This window comes from Brevundimonas sp. P7753 (assembly GCF_013386595.1).
Classification (GTDB): domain Bacteria; phylum Pseudomonadota; class Alphaproteobacteria; order Caulobacterales; family Caulobacteraceae; genus Brevundimonas; species Brevundimonas bullata.
The window spans coordinates 1-18370 of sequence record NZ_JACARP010000011.1; the positions used below are offsets into that span (position 1 = coordinate 1).

General features: G+C 69.1%; 16 protein-coding genes and 1 pseudogene. 7 read left to right on the forward strand and 10 right to left on the reverse strand.

All coding sequences use genetic code 11. The features are described from left to right. Both HX774_RS02425 and HX774_RS02430 read right to left on the reverse strand, forming a co-directional pair. A partial coding sequence (locus HX774_RS02425; RefSeq protein WP_178823920.1) for a toprim domain-containing protein occupies window positions 1–879 on the reverse strand: 879 nt, incomplete at its 3' end. A 7-nt stretch (window positions 880–886) separates the two neighbouring features. Then, window positions 887–1552 (reverse strand): RadC family protein, encoded by a 666-nt coding sequence (locus HX774_RS02430; RefSeq protein WP_076222499.1) that lies wholly within the window; start codon window positions 1550–1552, stop codon window positions 887–889. Between the two features lie 196 nt (window positions 1553–1748). On the opposite strand from HX774_RS02430, the gene HX774_RS02435 reads away from it, so the two are divergent. Both HX774_RS02435 and HX774_RS02440 read left to right on the forward strand, forming a co-directional pair. After that, a complete protein-coding gene (locus HX774_RS02435; protein WP_225910420.1) occupies window positions 1749–2204 on the forward strand; it encodes a thermonuclease family protein in 456 nt (151 codons plus the stop codon). A gap of 548 nt (window positions 2205–2752) precedes the next feature. Then, a complete protein-coding gene (locus HX774_RS02440; protein WP_040345387.1) occupies window positions 2753–4030 on the forward strand; it encodes a hypothetical protein in 1278 nt (425 codons plus the stop codon). 288 nt (window positions 4031–4318) lie between these two features. Here the strand turns inward: HX774_RS02440 and HX774_RS02445 are convergent, their stop codons facing one another. The 3 genes from HX774_RS02445 to HX774_RS02455 all read right to left on the reverse strand — a co-directional run bounded on the left by HX774_RS02445 (window position 4319) and on the right by HX774_RS02455 (window position 6923). Continuing rightward, the gene (locus tag HX774_RS02445) at window positions 4319–4819 is read right to left on the reverse strand and encodes a pyridoxamine 5'-phosphate oxidase family protein (RefSeq protein ID WP_003164943.1); all 501 of its coding nucleotides are present in this window, start codon (window positions 4817–4819) and stop codon (window positions 4319–4321) included. A gap of 82 nt (window positions 4820–4901) precedes the next feature. Beyond that, window positions 4902–5312: a DUF305 domain-containing protein gene (locus HX774_RS02450; RefSeq protein WP_255499924.1), complete on the reverse strand. Its 411-nt coding sequence runs from the start codon at window positions 5310–5312 to the stop codon at window positions 4902–4904. Window positions 5313–5762: 450 nt separating this feature from the next. Continuing rightward, a complete protein-coding gene (locus tag HX774_RS02455; protein ID WP_088491595.1) occupies window positions 5763–6923 on the reverse strand; it encodes an acetate/propionate family kinase in 1161 nt (386 codons plus the stop codon). A 155-nt stretch (window positions 6924–7078) separates the two neighbouring features. Here HX774_RS02455 and HX774_RS02460 point away from each other — a divergent pair, with 155 nt between their 5' ends. From HX774_RS02460 to HX774_RS02475, 4 genes are all read left to right on the forward strand, one after another. Continuing rightward, window positions 7079–7318 carry a DUF2933 domain-containing protein gene (locus tag HX774_RS02460; RefSeq protein ID WP_050796666.1) on the forward strand — a complete coding sequence of 80 codons (240 nt, stop codon included), beginning with the start codon at window positions 7079–7081 and terminating at the stop codon, window positions 7316–7318. Window positions 7319–7320: 2 nt separating this feature from the next. Next, a complete protein-coding gene (locus tag HX774_RS02465; RefSeq protein WP_040345395.1) occupies window positions 7321–7956 on the forward strand; it encodes an isoprenylcysteine carboxylmethyltransferase family protein in 636 nt (211 codons plus the stop codon). A 55-nt stretch (window positions 7957–8011) separates the two neighbouring features. Further along, window positions 8012–10387 carry a cation-translocating P-type ATPase gene (locus HX774_RS02470; protein ID WP_003164947.1) on the forward strand — a complete coding sequence of 792 codons (2376 nt, stop codon included), beginning with the start codon at window positions 8012–8014 and terminating at the stop codon, window positions 10385–10387. Between the two features lie 264 nt (window positions 10388–10651). After that, a complete protein-coding gene (locus HX774_RS02475; RefSeq protein WP_178823922.1) occupies window positions 10652–11722 on the forward strand; it encodes a type II glyceraldehyde-3-phosphate dehydrogenase in 1071 nt (356 codons plus the stop codon). A 145-nt stretch (window positions 11723–11867) separates the two neighbouring features. On the opposite strand, the gene HX774_RS02480 is transcribed toward HX774_RS02475, so the two are convergent. Continuing rightward, window positions 11868–12143 (reverse strand): metal-sensitive transcriptional regulator, encoded by a 276-nt coding sequence (locus tag HX774_RS02480; RefSeq protein WP_178823924.1) that lies wholly within the window; start codon window positions 12141–12143, stop codon window positions 11868–11870. Window positions 12144–12245: 102 nt separating this feature from the next. Between HX774_RS02480 and HX774_RS02485 the strand changes: the two genes are divergently transcribed. Then, window positions 12246–14606, forward strand: coding sequence for a heavy metal translocating P-type ATPase (locus tag HX774_RS02485; RefSeq protein ID WP_178823926.1), 2361 nt, complete (start codon window positions 12246–12248; stop codon window positions 14604–14606). Here HX774_RS02485 and HX774_RS02490 read toward each other — a convergent pair. The 4 genes and pseudogenes from HX774_RS02490 to HX774_RS02505 all read right to left on the reverse strand — a co-directional run. Continuing rightward, window positions 14603–15100, reverse strand: coding sequence for an SRPBCC family protein (locus HX774_RS02490; RefSeq protein WP_178823928.1), 498 nt, complete (start codon window positions 15098–15100; stop codon window positions 14603–14605). The two genes, HX774_RS02485 and HX774_RS02490, sit on opposite strands and share 4 nt — an antisense overlap. After that, entirely contained in the window at window positions 15097–16140 is a 1044-nt protein-coding gene (locus HX774_RS02495; protein WP_178823930.1) for a hydroxyacid dehydrogenase, read from the reverse strand. The genes HX774_RS02490 and HX774_RS02495 overlap by 4 nt, the downstream gene beginning before the upstream one ends. Window positions 16141–16151: 11 nt before the next feature. Then, the gene (locus HX774_RS02500; RefSeq protein WP_178823931.1) at window positions 16152–17054 is read right to left on the reverse strand and encodes a universal stress protein; all 903 of its coding nucleotides are present in this window, start codon (window positions 17052–17054) and stop codon (window positions 16152–16154) included. Further along, window positions 17051–18370, reverse strand: a pseudogene (locus tag HX774_RS02505) (glycoside hydrolase family 65 protein); the annotation flags it as partial. The gene HX774_RS02500 and the pseudogene HX774_RS02505, both read right to left, overlap by 4 nt.

Sequence of the window (18370 nt, forward strand, 5' to 3'; positions counted from 1 at the left end):
CGCCCCGGCGTCGTTCCAGTCGCCGAAAGGATGCGGCGGCAGGCGCAGGCAGACCTCGACGCCCTGCGACCGAAGTCGGCGCCGGAGGCGCGCGGCGGCCTCTTCACCCGCCGGTCCGCGATCGGCCGCAATGACCACCTTGCGCACCGTCGCCGGGGCCGACCAGCGGGCGAGATTGCCGGCCGACAGGAGCGCCCACCCTGGCAGGCCGAAGCGCGCCGAAGCCGACAGGGTCGTCATCACCCCTTCCCCGACCACCAGGACCGGACCAGGCGGCTCCAGGCACACCGCCGCGCCGGCCGGCACGAGGCCCACCGTCTTGCGCGCCAGCCGCAACCGGCGGGCGCGCTGGCCGTCCGGGTCAAGATAGGTGAGTTCGACGGCCCTCAGCCGTCCGTCCGGGGCCCGGACGGCGGCGACCAGGGCCGGACAGGTCGGCCCCCCGTCGTGAAACACCGACACCGGGGCGGCCGGGTGACGACGGAGGTCGCCCAGGCGGGCTGGCGGCGTTTCGATCCCGCGCCGCCGGAGATGGCGCGCGCACAGGTCGCCCTCGACGATCGGGATCGTCGACGCCCAGAGGCGGCGTGCCACCTCGATCCGGACCCCGGGGTCGGGAAGCGCGGTCGAGGACGCGGCCAGAGACGGGCGTGCGCCGGTCACCCGGCCTTCGACGTCAATCAGGCCGAGAGCGCGGAGGTGGTCGCGTACCGATCGCCAGTCCGCGGCGCCGAAACCATGGATCACCAGACGGTCCCCTTCCAGCAGCAGGGACACCGATCGGTCGGCCTGGCTGTGGCCGGGCGCCGGGACATTGGCGCGACGCCCGCCCTGATAGAGGTCGCCGCCCAGGGCGGCGACGATGGGGTGGAGGCTCATGGCCGGCTCAGATCAGGCCCAGGGCCCGGAAGCTCGCCGTGCCTTCACGGCCGACGATCACATGGTCATGGACCTGCAGGTTGAACAGCCGGGCCGCGTCCACGACCTGGCGCGTCATTGCGATGTCCGCCTGCGAAGGACCGGGATCGCCCGACGGGTGGTTGTGCACCAGGATCAGGGCGCTGGCGGAGAGTTCCAAGGCCCGACGGATCACTTCGCGGGGATAGACGGGGGCATGGTCTACCGTCCCGTCAGCGCGCCCTTCGTCCTTCATCAGGATGTTGCGGCGGTCGAGGTAGAGGACGCGAAACTGCTCGCGAGGCGCATGGGCCATATCTGCGCGGAGATAGGTCGTCAGGGCGGTCCATGACGACAGGACCGGTCGATGGCAGGCCTCCGCCCTCGCCATGGCCACCGCCAGCGCCCGGATCCGTAGGAGATCGGCGACCGCGGCCGTCGCGAGGCCGGCACGAAGCAGGGCGGCTTCATCAGCCGCGGCGACGTCGGCCAGCCCTCCGAAGTCCGCGATCAGATCGGCGGCGGCGGCCCGGCTGGCGGCTGGAGACTGGGTTCGCGAAAGGATCGCCGCCAGAAGGTCAAGGTCGCCGTCCTCCACGGTCGAGGCTGGCGCAGGGGCGAATTCACGGATGTTCGACGCGGGTCGGGACGACATGGCGTCCTCCTGTTTGGCGCTCCCGATCGGAGCGCTCCCAGCCGCCCTTCCTTTTCCTTCACCGGGATACCCGGCTCACGGCCCGTTCACCCATTGGCCCTAGCCTGTCTCGATGAGCTCGAAACCATCCCGTTCAACCGGCTCTCGCAAGCCATACCGGCGCAACAGTCGCTTCCTCTCCATGACGGCGACCCTCATGGCTGTCGCCTTCATCGCCGCCCTGAACTGGCCTGCGGCGGACGCCGTTGGTCACGCGTCGCCGCCCGCCACGGCCGATGCAGACGCGCTTCCATCGTCGCCGTCGGAGACGGGTTTCCGATGCAATGTGGCCTATGTGAACGACGGCGACACCCTGCGCTGCAAGGACGGTACAAAGATCAGACTCCACGCCGTGGCGGCGCGGGAGGCCGACGAAACCTGTTCGCCGGGCCATCCTTGCCCGACCGCCAGCGCCGCTTCCGCTACAGCGGAACTGAACCGGCTTGTCGCGGGCAAGACCCTTCGCTGCGAGCAGACCGGCCGAAGCTACGACCGCATCACCGCCATCTGCTGGTCGCCGTCGGGCGAAGAGATCAATTGCGCCATGATCACGAGCGGCACGACCCTGGTCTGGGAGACATTTGACCGGCGCAAGCCGCTTTGCGGGCGCTGACATTGACGACAGCAGAAGTCACCGGGAAAGCCTTCGCGGAGAAGGTGCTCCAAGTCGACGACGCGACAGCCTGTGCGTGGCCTCACCGCCCACCCGGCCGCCTGGATCGAGGAGCGCCATTCTGATTCCGACCCCGCCGAACTGGACCGTTCCACCGGCCGCGCCGACCCCGACAGCGTGATCCGCCTCATCGCCTGCCGCCGGCTCCACTGCGGCGCAGTCCGGAGCCGAAAGGGCCTGGTCATCATCCATGACCGGGCTATCGCCTCATGCAGGCTCAACGGACGCCGCGCCGGCGCCCTTCTCCACGGCCGGGCGCCGAGAAGGCGGGATTTATCGCCGGAATCTTCGGTCGTCCGGCGGGCCTTCGCCCGCAGCGACGTATCGAACCCGGGACGGCGCGGGGCCGAAACGATCCCGCCGTCGCGCACCGGCGCTCCAGAAGTCGAACGCACGCGGATTGCTTCGCAAGACGAAGCCGTCGCACAATCCGGTACGCGGCCGCTGGGACCTGACACCCTCGATCCCGGCCCGATCAAAGGAACACCATGGCGACAACCGACGATACCCGTGACGGCTCCTTCGACGCGGTGCTTAACAGGGATTGTTTCTGCATCACGCTGGACCGGACCCGTCTGAGCTCGGCGATCCGTCAGCAGGCCGGGGAGCCGGACCTTGTCTCGGCGCTGCTTGCGGATCGACCGAACCTGTTCTCCGGCGGGCCTGTGTTCCTGTCCGCCCAGGACATCGAGGCCATGCTGGTCGTCGTGGCCGCCATCGAGGCTGCGGCCAGGACCCCGGCCTATCAGGAGGCGGTACTGGGTTGGGGCCCGGCCATCGCTCGCCGGGACTTCGGCCCGCGCGGGGTCTTCATGGGCTATGATTTTCATCTGGGCGACGGCGGTCCAAAACTCATCGAGGTGAATACCAACGCCGGAGGAGCATTCCTGAATGCGTTTCTTGCTCACGCCCAGGGCGAATGCTGTCGCGAGGCCCAGGACGCCATGCGCGCGCGGGTGATGGGAGACTTCGAAGCCCTCGTCTGGCGGATGTTCCTGAACGAATGGGCGTTGCAGGGTCGCTCGGGTCAACCGCGGACAATCGCCATCGTCGATGACCGCCCGAAGGATCAGTATCTGTTCCCGGAGTTCCTGCTGGCGCAGCGGTTTTTCGAACAGCGCGGCGTTACGGCGTGGGTCGCCGATCCCTCTGAACTCCATTTCTCCCAGGGGCGACTGGAGCATGAAGGCGAGATTGTGGATCTCGTCTACAATCGCCTCGTCGACTTCTCCCTCGGTGCTGACGGGCACGAAGCCCTGCGTGACGCCTATCAGAACGGAGCCGTCGTTCTGACGCCCAGTCCGCGCAACCACGCTCTGTTCGCCGACAAGCGGAACCTGAGCCTGCTGTCAGACCCGGACATGGTCGCCGGTTGGGGACTTGCTCCGGATCATCAGAGAGGTCTTTCGGCGATCCCGAAAACCACCCTGGTGACTGCCGAGAACGCAGAGAGGCTGTGGACGACGCGCAACCGATATTTCTTCAAGCCGGCCGGCGGCCATGGTGGCAAGGCCGTCTACCGCGGCGACAAGATCACCCGGCGCGTATGGGCGGAAATTCAGCTCGGCGGCTATATCGCCCAGGAATTCGCGAAGCCCAGCGAACGTCGGATCAGGGTCGACGGCGAGATCCGTTCGCTGAAGCTCGATGTCCGTCTCTATGTCTACGACGGCGACCCGCTACTGGCGGCCGCCCGAGTCTATCAGGGCCAGACGACAAACTTCCGAACTCCGGGCGGGGGCTTTGCACCGGTTTTTGTCGTCTAGGCCCGGCGGGCGCGGGATCAGAAATCCCGGTCAATAGGCCTCACGGAGGTTGGTGTGGCGGCCGTCACGCCGAACGACACCAGCCCCGTGACGGCGCCGATCAGAACGCTCCCGGCCGTGTGGCCCGAAGCGTTCTGATCGCGCCATGGATCGGCATCAGGCCAGTCGTGCTCATAGGGGCCCAATCGCCCTGAAGACGCGACGGAGCCACCGCGCCAGCCCGGGCCACTCGATCCGGGCCACGGCAGATCCCATCTCTGGGCGACGGACGACAGTATGATCCCATGCCTATGAGGATGAAGGCGGGTTGTCCTGGCGACTGCGTGGCGCCTGATCGTCACGCAGGTCGATCAGTTCCGTCTGACCGAAGGTTCTGCTGTAGTCCAGGACCGAGACGATGGTCGGGCGCAGGCGAACCACCACCACCCCCTCCAGCACCGCCGCCGGCGCAGGACGCCCTGGTCTCGGAAATTTCCTTAAGACCAGATCAGCCACTCTCAACAGCTCCCCGGGGTCCGTAACACGCTCCGCCCTTGCCGCGAGCGAGATCGCCTGGATGTCTTTAGAAGTCTCGTGATCGGGCGTGACGGTCGCGGACACCCGGGAGTCACGGGCGATGTTTCCAATCTTCTGCGAGTGGGGCGCCGTCCCGAAATAGATGTCGAGCTCATCGTTGACGAAACTCACAACCGTTGCATGCGGCCAACCGTCTTCACGCACCGTCGCCACGGTCAGGGTGTCGGCGCGGCCGAGAATGGAGAGGATCAGCTGCCTCTGCTCAAGTTCCAACCCAAATCCTCCAGCCTGGCAGGGAGCACGGACGGCGACGGACAGAGCATGATCAGGCCCCGCCGTGCCGCCCTCGTTACAATCAGCCGGGATGACGCTCAAGCCAGGATTCGAGCTCTGCGATTTCTCTCGTCTGCGCGTCGATGACCGCCTGAGCTATGCGACGGACCTCAACGTCTGTCGCATCATTTCCAAGCAGAGCCTGCGCCATAGCGACAGCCCCTCTATGGTGGGCGATCATCTTCCTCGCCCAGGTCCGCTGGGTGTTCACATCGGTCGCCATCATCATGGCGCGGTGCATGCTCATCTCGGCCTCAGAAAAGGGTGTCCGAGCCATGTTCATTCCCGGCGGCATCTGCATGCCGCCCATAGGTCGATCCGGGGGCGCCGTACCTGAGGCAGGCGCGCTGGCGCACCCGGCGGCGGCGAGCAGGGAAAGTGTTGACAGGGCGATGGCCGTCCGCCTGACGGGCCGTTGGGCGAAGTTGGTCATGGATGTGAATCCTCTGGATCAAGCCATCTGCCAACGGGATGTCCGCGACATGACGGCTGCGGCCGTGCTTGACCCTGATCTGAACGAACGTCGGCATCCTTGGTTCAGTTCACCAGGCGAAGTACGCCCTGACCGGTGCAGCGGCGCTGGTCGGGGATCCGGCGCAAACCGAGGCTGAGCAAGACGCCGATCCCGGTCGCTACGGAAGCTCGTTCCAGACCCGCGCCGCACCGTCTTCCGGCGCCTGCGATGGATCACCTAGCGACGTCACGGGATTCTCCCGGGGTTTCGGTGGACGCAGCGCTTCCGGGTCGCAGTCCCCGGCGACGCGGGCGCCGCCGGCCGCCTCCCGCGGCCCTGGTCGGGTCATCGCCGGCCTCCTTACAAGAGCCCACCGGTCCCCGTCGCAGCGGCCGGTGAACGCCGTCCGCGCCCCCTGCCCCCGGCGCTTCATTCCGCCAGATCAAGCAGCGCCGCCGTCTGGCGCGCGATCACAACCTCCTCGTCTGTCGGTATCATCCAGACCGCCACGGCGCTGTCGGCCGCATTCAGACGGCCGGCGCCGCGCTCGTTCGCGGCGGCGTCGAGCCTGACCCCGAGCCAGCCGAGGCGCGCGCAGATCTCGGCTCGGATCCGCGGCGCGTTCTCGCCGACACCCGCCGTGAAGACCAGGCCGTCCAGCCCTCCGAGGCTGGCCGCCAGCGCCGCCATCTCGCGCGCGGCGCGATGGACGTAAAGATCCAGAGCCTCGCGCGCCGCCGGTTCGCGGCTCTCGAGCAGGTCGCGCATGTCGCCGCTGAGGCCAGAGACGCCGAGCAGTCCCGACTGGCGATAGAGCAGATCGGTCAGGCCGTCGGCGTCCAGTCCCCCCTCGCGCAACAGATAGAGCACCGCGCCCGCGTCCAGACTGCCGCAGCGCGTGGCCATGACCAGACCGTCGAGCGGCGTGGCGCCCATGGTGGTGTCAATGCTGCGCCCGTCGCGGAGGGCGCACAGACTGGCTCCCCCGCCGAGGTGGGCCGCGACCACACGGCCGGCGGCCGTGGGAGGGTCGAGCGCCGCCAGACGTCCGGCGAGATACTCATAGGACAGGCCGTGAAACCCGTAGCGGCGAAGACCCCGCGCCTCCCAGACCCTCGGCAGAGCGAAACGGTCAACCACGGGATCATGGCCCGCGTGGAAGGCGGTGTCGAAGCACAGGACCTGCGGCAGCCCCGGCCGCGCGGCGCGAAGGGCGGACGCCCCCGCCAGCGACTGGGACTGGTGCAGGGGGGCGAGCGGCGCGAGCGCCGCCACGGCCGCGAGGACCGCCTCCGTGACAAGCGTCGCCGCGCAGAAACGCGGCCCGCCATGAACCACCCGATGGCCCACGGCGGCGATCGGTCCGGGCAGGCGCATCTCAAGCCACCCGAGGAGGTCCGGCGCCGAAGTCCGAGGCCAGGGCTCGTCTGAAAGAACCGCCCCGGCCGGGTCATAACTCAGCAGTCGGGGCGCCTCGCCGTGCATTTCGATCCGGCCGCGCAGACAGGGCGCCAGTCCGCCCGGCCCCTGATCGAAAACGCCGAACTTGCAGGTCGAGGACCCGCTGTTGAGAGCAAGAATGAACGGCATGCCCGACTGCACTCCCCACCTGACCGCGACCCAGCTGTCCACGTCTGACGCTGACGACGGGCGGCTCTTACGATCGTCGACGCCACGCGTCCGTAATGTTTGGCCGGGTGGGGCGTCAGACGACGGGATGGTGTTCAGCACGGAAGGCGCCTCGCATGACCTCCAAATCCCCGGCCGCCGGCCGGGTCTTCAGGCTTCTGACCCTGGGCGCCTTCGCGGCGGGGCTGGCCTATCTGCTGATCGGCGAGCACCGGGTTCACCTGCTCGGCTGGGCGCCGTTCCTGCTGTTGCTGCTCTGTCCCCTGCTGCACATGACCATGCATGGCGGCCATGGCGGGGGGCACGGCCCCGACCACCCGGGCGACCGCGCCCGTCCCCCAGCTCCGGAGGCCTGATCATGGCGGAACCGCAAACGTACGGGCTCTGGTCGCTGGTGGCCCTCAACTCCATCCTGTTCATCTTTTTCGCCTTCACCTTCTTCAAGCCGAAGACGGCGAGGGACTGGCGCGCCTTCGGCGCCTTCAGCGCCTTCCTGATCGCCTTCTTCACCGAGATGTACGGTTTCCCGCTGACGATCTTTCTGTTGGCCGGTTGGTTACAGAGCCGCTTTCCCGGCGTGGACTGGTGGTCCCATGACGCCGGACACCTGCTTGAGATGATGTTCGGCTGGCGAGCGCACCCGCACTTCGGGCCCTTCCATATTCTCAGCTTGGTTCTCGTTGGCGGCGGGTTCTGGCTCCTCTCCGCGGCATGGCCGGTGCTCTATAGCGCGCAACGAGAAGGCCGGCTGGCGACGACCGGTCCCTACCGGTCAATCCGCCACCCGCAGTATGCCGGTTTCGTGCTGATCATGATCGGCTTCCTGCTTCAATGGCCGACGCTGCTCACCCTGGCGATGTTCCCGGCGCTGGTCATCCTGTACTGGCGCCTCGCCATGGCGGAGGAGCGAGAGACCGCCGCCCGCTTCGGCCCGGCCTGGAGCGCTTACCGGCAGGCTACGCCCGCGTTCGTTCCCCGCCTACGCCCCCTGTAGGGCGCGGAATCCCACCGACCTCACGACTGAACTGCTTTCGACTGGAATTTCCTTCATGCATACTACTACCGTCGATGTTTCCGGTTTCAGCACGCCGCTGGATTCACTGGTGATCGAGAAGCACCTGCGGGGCCTGAAGGGCGTGCTGGAAGCCGCCGCCAACTTCGGCTCGGCGACCGCGACGATCCGATATGACGAAGCCCTGGTCAGCCAGGTCGAACTGGAACAGGCGGTGCGGGATTGCGGCTTCCACTGCCGCGGCGAGGTCGTGCCGCGTCACATCTGCGTCCCGCATGAGGAGGTCGTGGACGCCCGGTCGCACCTCCAGCATCCCGCAGCTCCGGCGGCCGCCCATGAGGGCCACGCGCCCTCTGCTCATCCTGCCCAAGCCGGCGCCGACGACATGGCCGAGATGGGGCACGGCCCCGGCATGGACATGCAGGCCATGGCCCGGGACATGCGCAACCGCTTCCTCTTCGCCGTCGCCTTCACCCTCCCGATCTTCCTGCTCGCCCCGATGGGCATGGACTTCATGCGAGTGGAGCCGCCGTTCGGCCTGCCGCTGAAGCCCCTGCTGTTCGTCCTGGCCAGCGCCGCCATCCTCTATCCGGGCTGGCCCTTCTACATCGCCGCCGTCCGGGCCCTGCGACGCGGCGTGCTCAACATGGCGGTGCTGGTCCTGCTCAGCGTCGGCACCGGCTACCTGTTCAGCGTCGGCGCCACGTTCTTCTATGACGCGCCCGACTTCTACGAAGCCTCGGCCCTGCTGCTGGTCTTCATCCTGATGGGCCACTGGCTGGAGATGCGGGCGCGGGCCGGCGCCTCGGACGCCATCCGCAGGCTGATGGACCTGGCGCCGCCCACCGCCCGGGTGCTGCGCGACGGCGTCGAGGTCGAGGTCGCGACCTCCGCCGTGCTGGTGGGCGACCGGGTGGTCGTCCGGCCGGGCGGCCGCATCCCCGTGGACGGCGTGATCGAGGACGGCGGCTCCGAGGTCGACGAATCCATGCTGACCGGAGAATCCCTGCCCGTGACCAAGGGCGCCGGGGATTCCGTGACCGGCGGCGCGATCAACAAGACCGGCGCCTTCCGTTATCGGGCGACGCGGGTGGGCGCCGACACCGCCCTGGCGCAGATCGTCAAGCTGGTGCAGGAGGCGCAGAACTCCAAGGCCCCGGCCCAGTTGCTCGCGGACCGCGCCTCCCAGTGGCTTGTGCTGGCCGCTGTCGTCATCGGCCTGCTCACCTTCGGCGTCTGGTTCTGGGCCCTGGGCCAGACCCTGCTGTTCGCCCTGACCCTGACCATCACCGTCTTCGTCATCGCCTGCCCCGACGCTCTTGGCCTGGCCACGCCCATGGCGATCATGGTGGGCACGGGGCTGGGGGCGCGCCACGGCGTGCTGATCAAGAACGCCGCCGCTCTCGAGCATGCCGTCAAGCTGGACGTCATCGTCTTCGACAAGACCGGCACCCTGACCCTGGGCGCGCCGAAAGTGGTCCAGGTCACCCCCGCCGCCGGAGTGGACGAGACCGACCTGCTGACCACGGCCGCGGCCCTGGAGCGAGGATCCGAACACCACATCGCCAAGGCCGTGCTGGAGCGGACGAAGGACCTCCCCGAACTGGCCGCTGCCGGCTTCGAATCCTTCGGGGGCAAGGGACTTCGGGCGACCGTGGCCGGGCGGACCGTCCTCTCCGGCAACCGCATGCTCATGGCCGACAACGGCGTCGAGCTCGGCGAGCTGGCGACGGAATCCGAACGGCTGCAGGGCGCCGGCCGCACCGTCGTCCATATCGCCCGCGACGGGCGGGTCATCGGTCTGATCGCCGTGGCCGACGCCGTCCGCCCCACCGCGGCGGCGACCATCCGGCGACTGCAGGCCCTGGGCGTCAAGGTGGCCATGATGACCGGCGACAACCTCGGCACCGCACGGCGTATCGCCGGTGAACTGGGGATCGACATCGTGCTGGCGGAGGTCCTGCCCGGCGACAAGGCGCTCAAGGTGAAGGAACTCCAGGCCGCGGGCCACAGGGTCGGCATGGTTGGCGACGGGGTCAACGACGCCCCGGCCCTGACCCAGGCCGACGTCGGCTTTGCCATCGGCGCCGGCACCGACGTCGCCATAGAGAGCGCCGACGTGGTGCTGATGCGCAGCGACCCCGCCGACGTGGTCAAGGCCATCGAGCTGTCGCGCGCCACCCTGCGCAAGATGCATCAGAACCTGTGGTGGGCGGTCGGCTACAATCTCATCGCCTTTCCCCTGGCCGCGGGAGTCCTCTATCCCTTCACCCTCAGCCCCGAGATCGCCGCCCTGTCGATGTCCGGCAGTTCGGTGCTGGTGGCGGTCAACGCCCTGATGCTCAAGCGTCTGCGGCTGGGCGCCGGCATGGACGTCCAGCCGCCGTCGCGGTCAGCCGTAACGCAGGCGTAGCGTCGCCCCCTGCGGCATGGTCCCGCCCGGCGCCGCAGGCCTGTCGTTCGCCTATGCAGACGAGGGGTCCTCCGCCGCTCAGGGATACGCAAGCGGTCCGGCGGCGTGCGATGAGGTCGCCGCCTCGCCTGTAATCCCGCGGCGGGGGCTGCGTCCTCATAAGCAGAACACACGCGCGCAGCGAGGGGTCGCCGTCCTCCTGCGCCGATGGGGAAATCACCACGGCTGGCCAGAGCCCATGCCCAACGGACGAGGACAGCGATCATGGTTCACTCGGATATTATCCGCGTCGGGGTCAATGGATACGGCGTGATCGGCAAGCGCGTGGCCGCCGCCGTCAGACAGCAGGACGACATGATCCTCGTGGGCGTCGCCGACGTCAGCGCCGACTGGCGCCTGCGTCTTGCGGCCCGGATGGGTTTCTCCCTCTACGGCGCCGCCCCCGGGGCCGCCCTGACGATGCAACGGGCCGGTCTCCCTGTGGCGGGCGATCTGGACGACCTGATCGCGTCGGTCGATGTCATGGTGGACTGCACGCCCAAGGGGATCGGCGCCGCCAACGCGGAGGTCTACCGGCGCAAGGACAAGCCCTTCATCGTCCAGGGCGGCGAGAAGCACGAAGTCGCCGGTCACTCCTTCGTGGCCGAGTCGAGCTACGCAGGCGCGCTCGGACGGCCGGCGACCAGGGTTGTCTCGTGCAACACCACCTCGATCGTGCGCACTCTCACCGCGCTCAAACAGGCGGGATTGCTGCGCCGGGCGCGGGGGACGCTGCTGCGGCGGGCCACCGATCCCTGGGAGAGCGACCGGGGCGGCATCATGAACACGCTGGCGCCCGAGCCCCAGATTCCGAGCCACCAGGGCCCCGATGCGCAGAGCGTCGATCCCGACCTGGATGTCGTGACCATGGCGGTCAAGGTCCCCGAGACCATCGCTCATCTGCATTACTGGTCGGTGCAGATGACCCGTGCGGCGGACAAGGCGGAGGTGGTCGCGGCCTTCCTCGCCTCCTCGCGCATCGCGGCGATCCGGATGGACGACGGCTTGACGGCGCTAAACAGCGTCAAGGAACTGATGGCCGACCTCGGCCGCCCGCATGACAATCTCTATGAAGTGGCGCTCTGGACCGACATGCTCCGCGTCCAGGGCGACGAGCTCTTCTACGCCTACATGGTCGACAACCAGGCCATCGTCATTCCCGAGACCATCGACGCCATCCGGGCCCTCTCCGGCCGGATCGCCGCGCCGGCCGTGTCGATCGCCAGGACCGACGCCAGCCTCGGCATCGGCGCTCTCGACCGGTTGGGTCCGCCGGATCAGGTCGCGGACTCATAAGCTCCGAGCCGGCGCGGCGGCCAGGGCGATGAGAATAGAGGAGCGAATGTCCGGATCTCCAGATGGAGAAGGTCGCACCAGGAATGCGCGCGCCCGCGGACGTTACGCACGACACGGCAAGGTCCGGCCCGACGTCTTTCCGCGGCTAGGTCAGGGCCCGATCCAGCACAGCCATGAGTTCGGCGGCCTTGGCCCGCCGCTCCGCCTCGTCCCCATCCACCAGCGCGCTGGTCACACAGTGATCCAGGTGGTCCTTGAGGATTTCGGATTCCACCCGCCGAAGCGCCGCGCGTACGGCCTGCAGCTGGGTGAGGACGTCGATGCAGTAGCGGTCCTCGTCGACCATGCGGGCGATGCCCCGCACCTGCCCTTCGATGCGGCTGAGGCGGTTGAGCAGCTTCGGCTTGTCGTTATGGTCCAAGAGCGTCCTCCCTTGCCCGCGGCGAGCATACCCCCTCAGGGTATTGGAAAATATACCGCGAGGGGTATATCAGATTACCACACGCTGTGGAGTTCTCCGGCCATGTCGAACGCCCCTTCCCACCCCGATCACGCCCACGCTTCTCACGCGGGCCATGGCGAGCCCCCTCCCGCCGGCAAGGTCCACGACCCGGTCTGCGGCATGACCGTGGATCCGGAGACGACCGCGCACCGCGCCGAGTTCGACGACAAGCCCTTCTTCTTCTGCTCGGCCGGCTGCCGGACCAAGTTCGTCGCCGAGCCGGCCCGCTATCTCGACGGCGGCAAGGCCGAGACGCCCGCAGCGCCGGCCGGGACCGTCTACACCTGCCCCATGCACCCGGAAATCCGCCAGGTCGGGCCGGGCTCCTGCCCGATCTGCGGCATGGCGCTCGAACCCGAACTGGTCACCGCCGCCAGCGCCCCGAACCCGGAGCTCACGGACTTCACGCGCCGGTTCTGGATCGGGCTGGCGCTGTCCGTTCCGGTGTTGGCCCTGGAGATGGGCGGCCACCTCACCGGGCTGATGATGAGCATGAGCGGCCAGACCTCGGCCTGGATCCAGTTCGCGCTCGCCACCCCGGTCGTGCTCTGGTCCGGCTGGCCCTTCTTCGAACGCGGCGCCAGGTCGCTGGTCACCCGCCATCTGAACATGTTCACCCTGATCGCCATGGGCGTGGGCGTGGCCTGGATCTACAGCGTCGTGGCGACCGTCGCGCCCCATCTGTTCCCGCCCGCCTTCCGCCGCGCCGACGGCAGCGTGCCGATCTATTTCGAGGCCGCAGCCGTCATCACTGTGCTGGTGCTGCTGGGCCAGGTCCTGGAACTGCGCGCGCGCGAGCAGACGTCCGGGGCCATCAGGGCCCTGCTGGACCTTGCGCCCAAGACCGCGCGTCGGGTCCGCGCCGATGGGACCGACGAGGAGGTCGGGCTCGACCAGATCCTGGTGGGCGACAACCTGCGCGTCCGCCCCGGCGAAAAGGTCCCGGTCGACGGCGAACTCGTCGAGGGCCGGGTGGCGATCGACGAGTCCATGGTCACAGGCGAGTCCATGCCGGTGACCAAGGAGCCTGGCGACAAGGTGATCGGCGGCGCCATCAACAAGACCGGCTCCTTCGTCATGCGGGCCGAGAAGGTCGGCGCCGACACCCTGCTCTCCCAGATCGTGCAGATGGTCGCCCAGGCCCAGCGGAGCCGGGCCCCCATCCAGCGCATGGCCGACCTGGTCTCCGGCTGGTTCGTGCCCGCGGTGATCCTGGTGGCCGCGATCGCGTTTGCGGTCTGGGCTGGCTTCGGACCTGAGCCGCGCTTCGCCTTCGCCCTGGTCGCGGCGGTGTCGGTGCTGATCATCGCCTGCCCCTGCGCGCTGGGCCTCGCCACCCCGCTGTCGATCATGGTCGGCGTGGGCCGCGGCGCCCAGGCCGGGGTGCTGATCAAGAACGCCGAGGCGCTGGAGCGTTTCGAGAAGATCGACACCATCGTCATCGACAAGACCGGCACCCTGACCGAGGGCCGTCCGGCCGTGATCGCCATACACCCGGCGGCCGGCTTCAAGGAGGCCGAACTGCTACGGCTGGCCGCCAGCCTGGAGCGCGGCAGCGAGCATCCCCTGGCCGACGCCATCCTGCGCGCCGCGACCGAACGCAAGCTCGCCCTCGTCGAGCCGATGGACTTCGATTCTCCGGTCGGCAAGGGGGTCCTGGGCCGGATCGACGGCCGCCGCGTGAGCCTAGGCTCGGGCAAGTTCATGGCCGAGCAGGGCGTCGACACCTCCACCCTGGACGCGGAAGCCGAGAGCCTTCGCGCCGACGGCGCCACGGCTATCTTCGCGGCGGTCGACGGCGCCCTGGCCGGCGTCTTCGCCATCGCCGATCCGATCAAGGCCACCACGCTTCGGGCCGTTCAGGCCCTGCAGGCCGAAGGCGTGCGGCTGGTGATGATGACCGGCGACAACCGCACCACGGCGCTGGCCGTCGCCCGCCAGCTCGGGATCACCGAGGTCGAGGCCGAGGTGCTGCCGCAGGACAAGGCCGCTGTCGTCCAGCGGCTGCGGGCCGAGGGGCGCAAGGTCGCGATGGCCGGAGACGGGGTGAACGACGCCCCTGCCCTGGCCGCCGCCGAGGTAGGCGTCGCCATGGGCGCCGGATCCGACGTCGCCATCGAAAGCGCCGGGGTCACCCTGCTGAAGGGGGACCTGCAGGGGCTGGTCAAGGCGCGGCGGCTGTCGCACGCGGTGATGAGCAATATCCGCCAGAACCTGTTCTTCGCCTTCGCCTACAACGTGGCGGGCGTGCCGATCGCGGCCGGGCTGCTCTATCCGGTGTTCGGATGGCTGCTGTCGCCCGCCATCGCCGCCGGCGCCATGGCCCTGTCCAGCGTCAGCGTGGTGACCAATGCGCTCAGGCTCAGGGGCGTCCGGCTCTAGCCGGCGCTCGCGGACACCGGGCCGAAGGCGCGGCGGGCGTCACCCGCCATGCGTTCCACGCACCAACGGGCGTAGGCGTCCGCCAGCCCCGGGACGAGGCGCCCGGGGCCGCGGGGCGCAGGGTCGTAGTCGATCCAGACCCGCAAGCCGGCCCCGCCACGGATCGGCGTGGTCTCGAAGCCCATCTCGTAGTCGCCGATGATGATCAGCCGCGGCCGGCCCACGGTGCGCCAGACCTTGCGCCGCGGCGGCGCGCGCTCGGTCACCACCTCGTCGACGAAGAGCCCGAGACCGAACGCCCGGCCGCCCATCCGGATGTGCGAGCCGACCACCTGCCCCCGGCCCGCGTCGAAGTCATAGGTCATCCGCCCCCCGCCCATCATCATCGACGGGCGGGCCATGTGCGCGGCCAGGCGGGTCTGGTCGTCGAGATGGGCGAACAGCCGTTCCGGGGTCGCGGCGACCTGGACGGAGGCCTGCCTGTGGCGAGTCATGGACGGGTCTCCGCGACATCCCCCGCCGCCCCGGACGGGACCACCAGGTTCCGGGGCTCGCCCCGGGCGAAGGCTTCGATGTTGTCGAGCGTCGTGCCGACGATCCGCCCCAGGGCCTCGGCCGTGTCATAGGCGATGTGAGGCGTGACCACGACATTGGGCAGGCGCAGGAGCGTGTTGGCGGCCACCAGGGCGCGCAGGCGTTCGGCCGGCAGCGGCGTGTCCATGCGGAAGATCTCCGCCTCTTCGCGCAGGAGCGGCTCCTCGGAGAGGACGTCCAGCCCCGCCCCGGCCAGACGTCCGCTGCTCAGGGCGCGCACCAGGGCCGCGGCGTTCACCACCCCGCCGCGCGCCGTGTTGATCAGCACGCAGCCCGGCTTCATCACCGCGAACTGGGCGTCCGAGATCAGGTCGCGGGTCTGCGGCCCGCCCGGCGCGTGCAGGCTCACCACGTCGGCCAAGCGCAACAGGTCGTCCAGGGTCACATAGTCGAAGCCCAGCTCGGCGGCCGCGGCGGGATCAGGGTGCGGGTCGGCCGCCAGCGCCGTCATGCCGAAGCCGCGGGCGATGCGGATCACCCGCCGGCCGATGCGTCCGGCCCCCACCACGCCCAGGGTGCGGCCCTCGAGGTCGAACCCCCGCAGCCCCTCGACGTGGAAATCCCCCCGACGCGTCCTGTCGGCGGCCTCGACGACATGCCGCGAGACCGCGAGCAGCAGGGCGAAGGCGTGCTCGGCCACCGTCGGGTCGCCATAGTCCGGCACATTGCAGACCGCCACCCCGCGCGCGCGGCAGGCCTCAAGATCGATATGGTCGAACCCGGTGGAGCGCGTGGCGACCAGCCGCAACCGGGGCAGCGCCGCGATCACCGCCGCCGAGACCTCCGAGCCGACGAAGGGGCTCATCACCTCGGCTTCAACATAGTCCGGCGCGGTCTGCGGCGTCAGGCGCCCCGCGGTGCAGCGCACCCGGTGCCCCGGCTCCAGCCGCAGGCAGGCCTGGTGTTCCCACTCCGCCGCTTCGAATACCGCCACATCCATCCTGCCTGCTCCTATTGCGCCGCCGGCGCGGCGCGTGGCGCGCCGGCCGCCCCAGAGTTCCGGGGGCTGTTTGACCCGCCGCCCGCTCGGACGCGCACGACCATCGCGGGACAGGCCGCTTCACGCACGACGGCCTTGAGGGTCTCGGCGCGCTCGGGCGCCCAAATCCCCTTCCAGGTCAGGATGATGAGGTCGACGGATTCTTCACGCGCCACTCGCAGGATTTCTGACGCCGGAGAGCCGCGAGCGAGCAGCAGCCGGACGCGCAGGTCGGAGAGCGGGCAGATGCAGGCGAGCCGCTCCATGAATTCGCCCGCCCACGCCGGCCACTCGTGCTGGGGCTGATCCAGGTAGAAGGGCGACGTCAGCGAGCCCCGCGCCTGGGGACTGGCGGGGCCTGGCGCGGCGACCAGGAGCACCAGGAGGTCGGCGTCCGCGCGGCGCGCGAGCTCTACGCCGGGTTTCACGGCATCGCTGGCGGCCGAGGTCCCCTCGTGCGGGAGCAGAACCTTTCTCAGCCGCCAGTCCTGCAGCGGTTGCGCGGGGTTGACCAGGATCACCGGGCAGGATGCCCCGCGCAGCACGGAAAGAGCAGTCCCGCCGACCTTCCCGGCCGGGCTGCCCGGCGCGGTGTGGGTGCAAAGCACGATAAGACGGGCGTGAAGATCGTCGGCCGCTGCGAGGATCGCGGCGGCGGGTTCGCCGGTGCGAGTCTCGAGACTGGCGCCGTGCAGGTCCTCGGCGGCAAGCCCGAGTCGAGGCGCGATCTCCGCCGCAGCAGACGCCTGCTCGGCGACATGCAGGATGCGGACGGCCGCGTGCTCCAGACCCGAGAACACCTTGGCCACGGATAGCGCCGGGAGGGCGTCGGCCATCCCGTCCAATGGAACGAGGATCACGGGCTGATCGCTCACGGCGCAATTCCTGGCGCGGCTCCAATGCGCGCGCGGTCGTCCGGAAGCTTGAGCTCGTGATCCTTGCCGCGCCACTTGAAACGCAACGACACTCCTCGCCATTGCGGCGGCAGGTTCGGCTGATGCTCGGGCCCTTCCTCGGTGAACCGCAGGCCGGCGAAGCCGAACACCGCAGCCTGCCAGAGGCCCCCGAGGGCCGCCGCATGCACCCCGGCCGCGGCATTGCCCATGTTGTCCCCCAGGTCGATATCGCTCGCCTGTCGAAAGTAGCGCTCCGCGAGCCTCACGTCCCCGAGCCGCGCCGCGACCGCCGCATGGATCGCCGGACTGAGGGAGCTGCCGTGCGCGCAGCGCGGCTCGTAATAGCGGAAGTTGGCCTCCCGGACCTCCGGCGGGAAACGGTCCCACAGCAGATGCAGCAGCATCACGACATCCGGCTGCTTGATCGTCTTCGATTGGCGGATTCGCTCGCGACCGAGCAGCACGTCGATCGGCGCGTTGCGCGGCTCAAAGGCGGCGAGATCGATCTCCTCCAGTCCAAAGTAGCCCTGGAACTGCTCAAAGAGCCCGGTGCGCACGTCGAACCCCGTGTAAAGCTCCCGCGCCGCCGCACTCCAGGCAAGGGGCTCGGCCGCATCCATCGCCAGCGATTCCGAGAGCACACGCCACCGCTCTGGCCAGCGCTCGACCAGAAGCCGCGCCACGGCGTTCCCGGTCTCGAGATTCCACTGCGCCATGCCATTGGTGTAGGCGTCGTCGTCGACCGTCTCATGATACTCGTCCGGGCCCACCACGCCGCGGATGTGACGTAGGCCATCGCTTTCAAGCTTCGCGCGGCCGGCCCAGAAGCGGGCGGTCTCGAGGAGGATTTCGGCGCCGACGTCGAGCAGAAAACCTTCGTCCCTGGTCGCGCGCCAATAGGTCCAGACGCCGTAAGCGACGTCGGCGCTGATGTGCTGCTCCTGGTCGGCGAGCAGGATCGGGATGACCTCCCCATTCGGCGCGACAACGAAGGGCGGCGTCACGTCCTGACCGGTGTCTGCGGATTCCCAGGCATAGAAGGCGCCGCGCTCCCCATGGTGCGCGGCCTTGTCCCGAGCCGCCGGAAGCGTCCGATGGCGGTAGGTCAGAAGGGCCCTGGCCGCTTCCGGCCATGTCAGCACGTAGAACGGCAGCATGAAGATCTCGGTGTCCCAGAACACATGGCCTCCGTAGGCGGCGCCGGTGAGCGCCCGGGCGCCGATCGAGACGCGGTCATCGTCTGGGTCCACGGCGCTGAGCAGGTGATAGACCGCGAAGCGCAGCGCGCGCTGCGC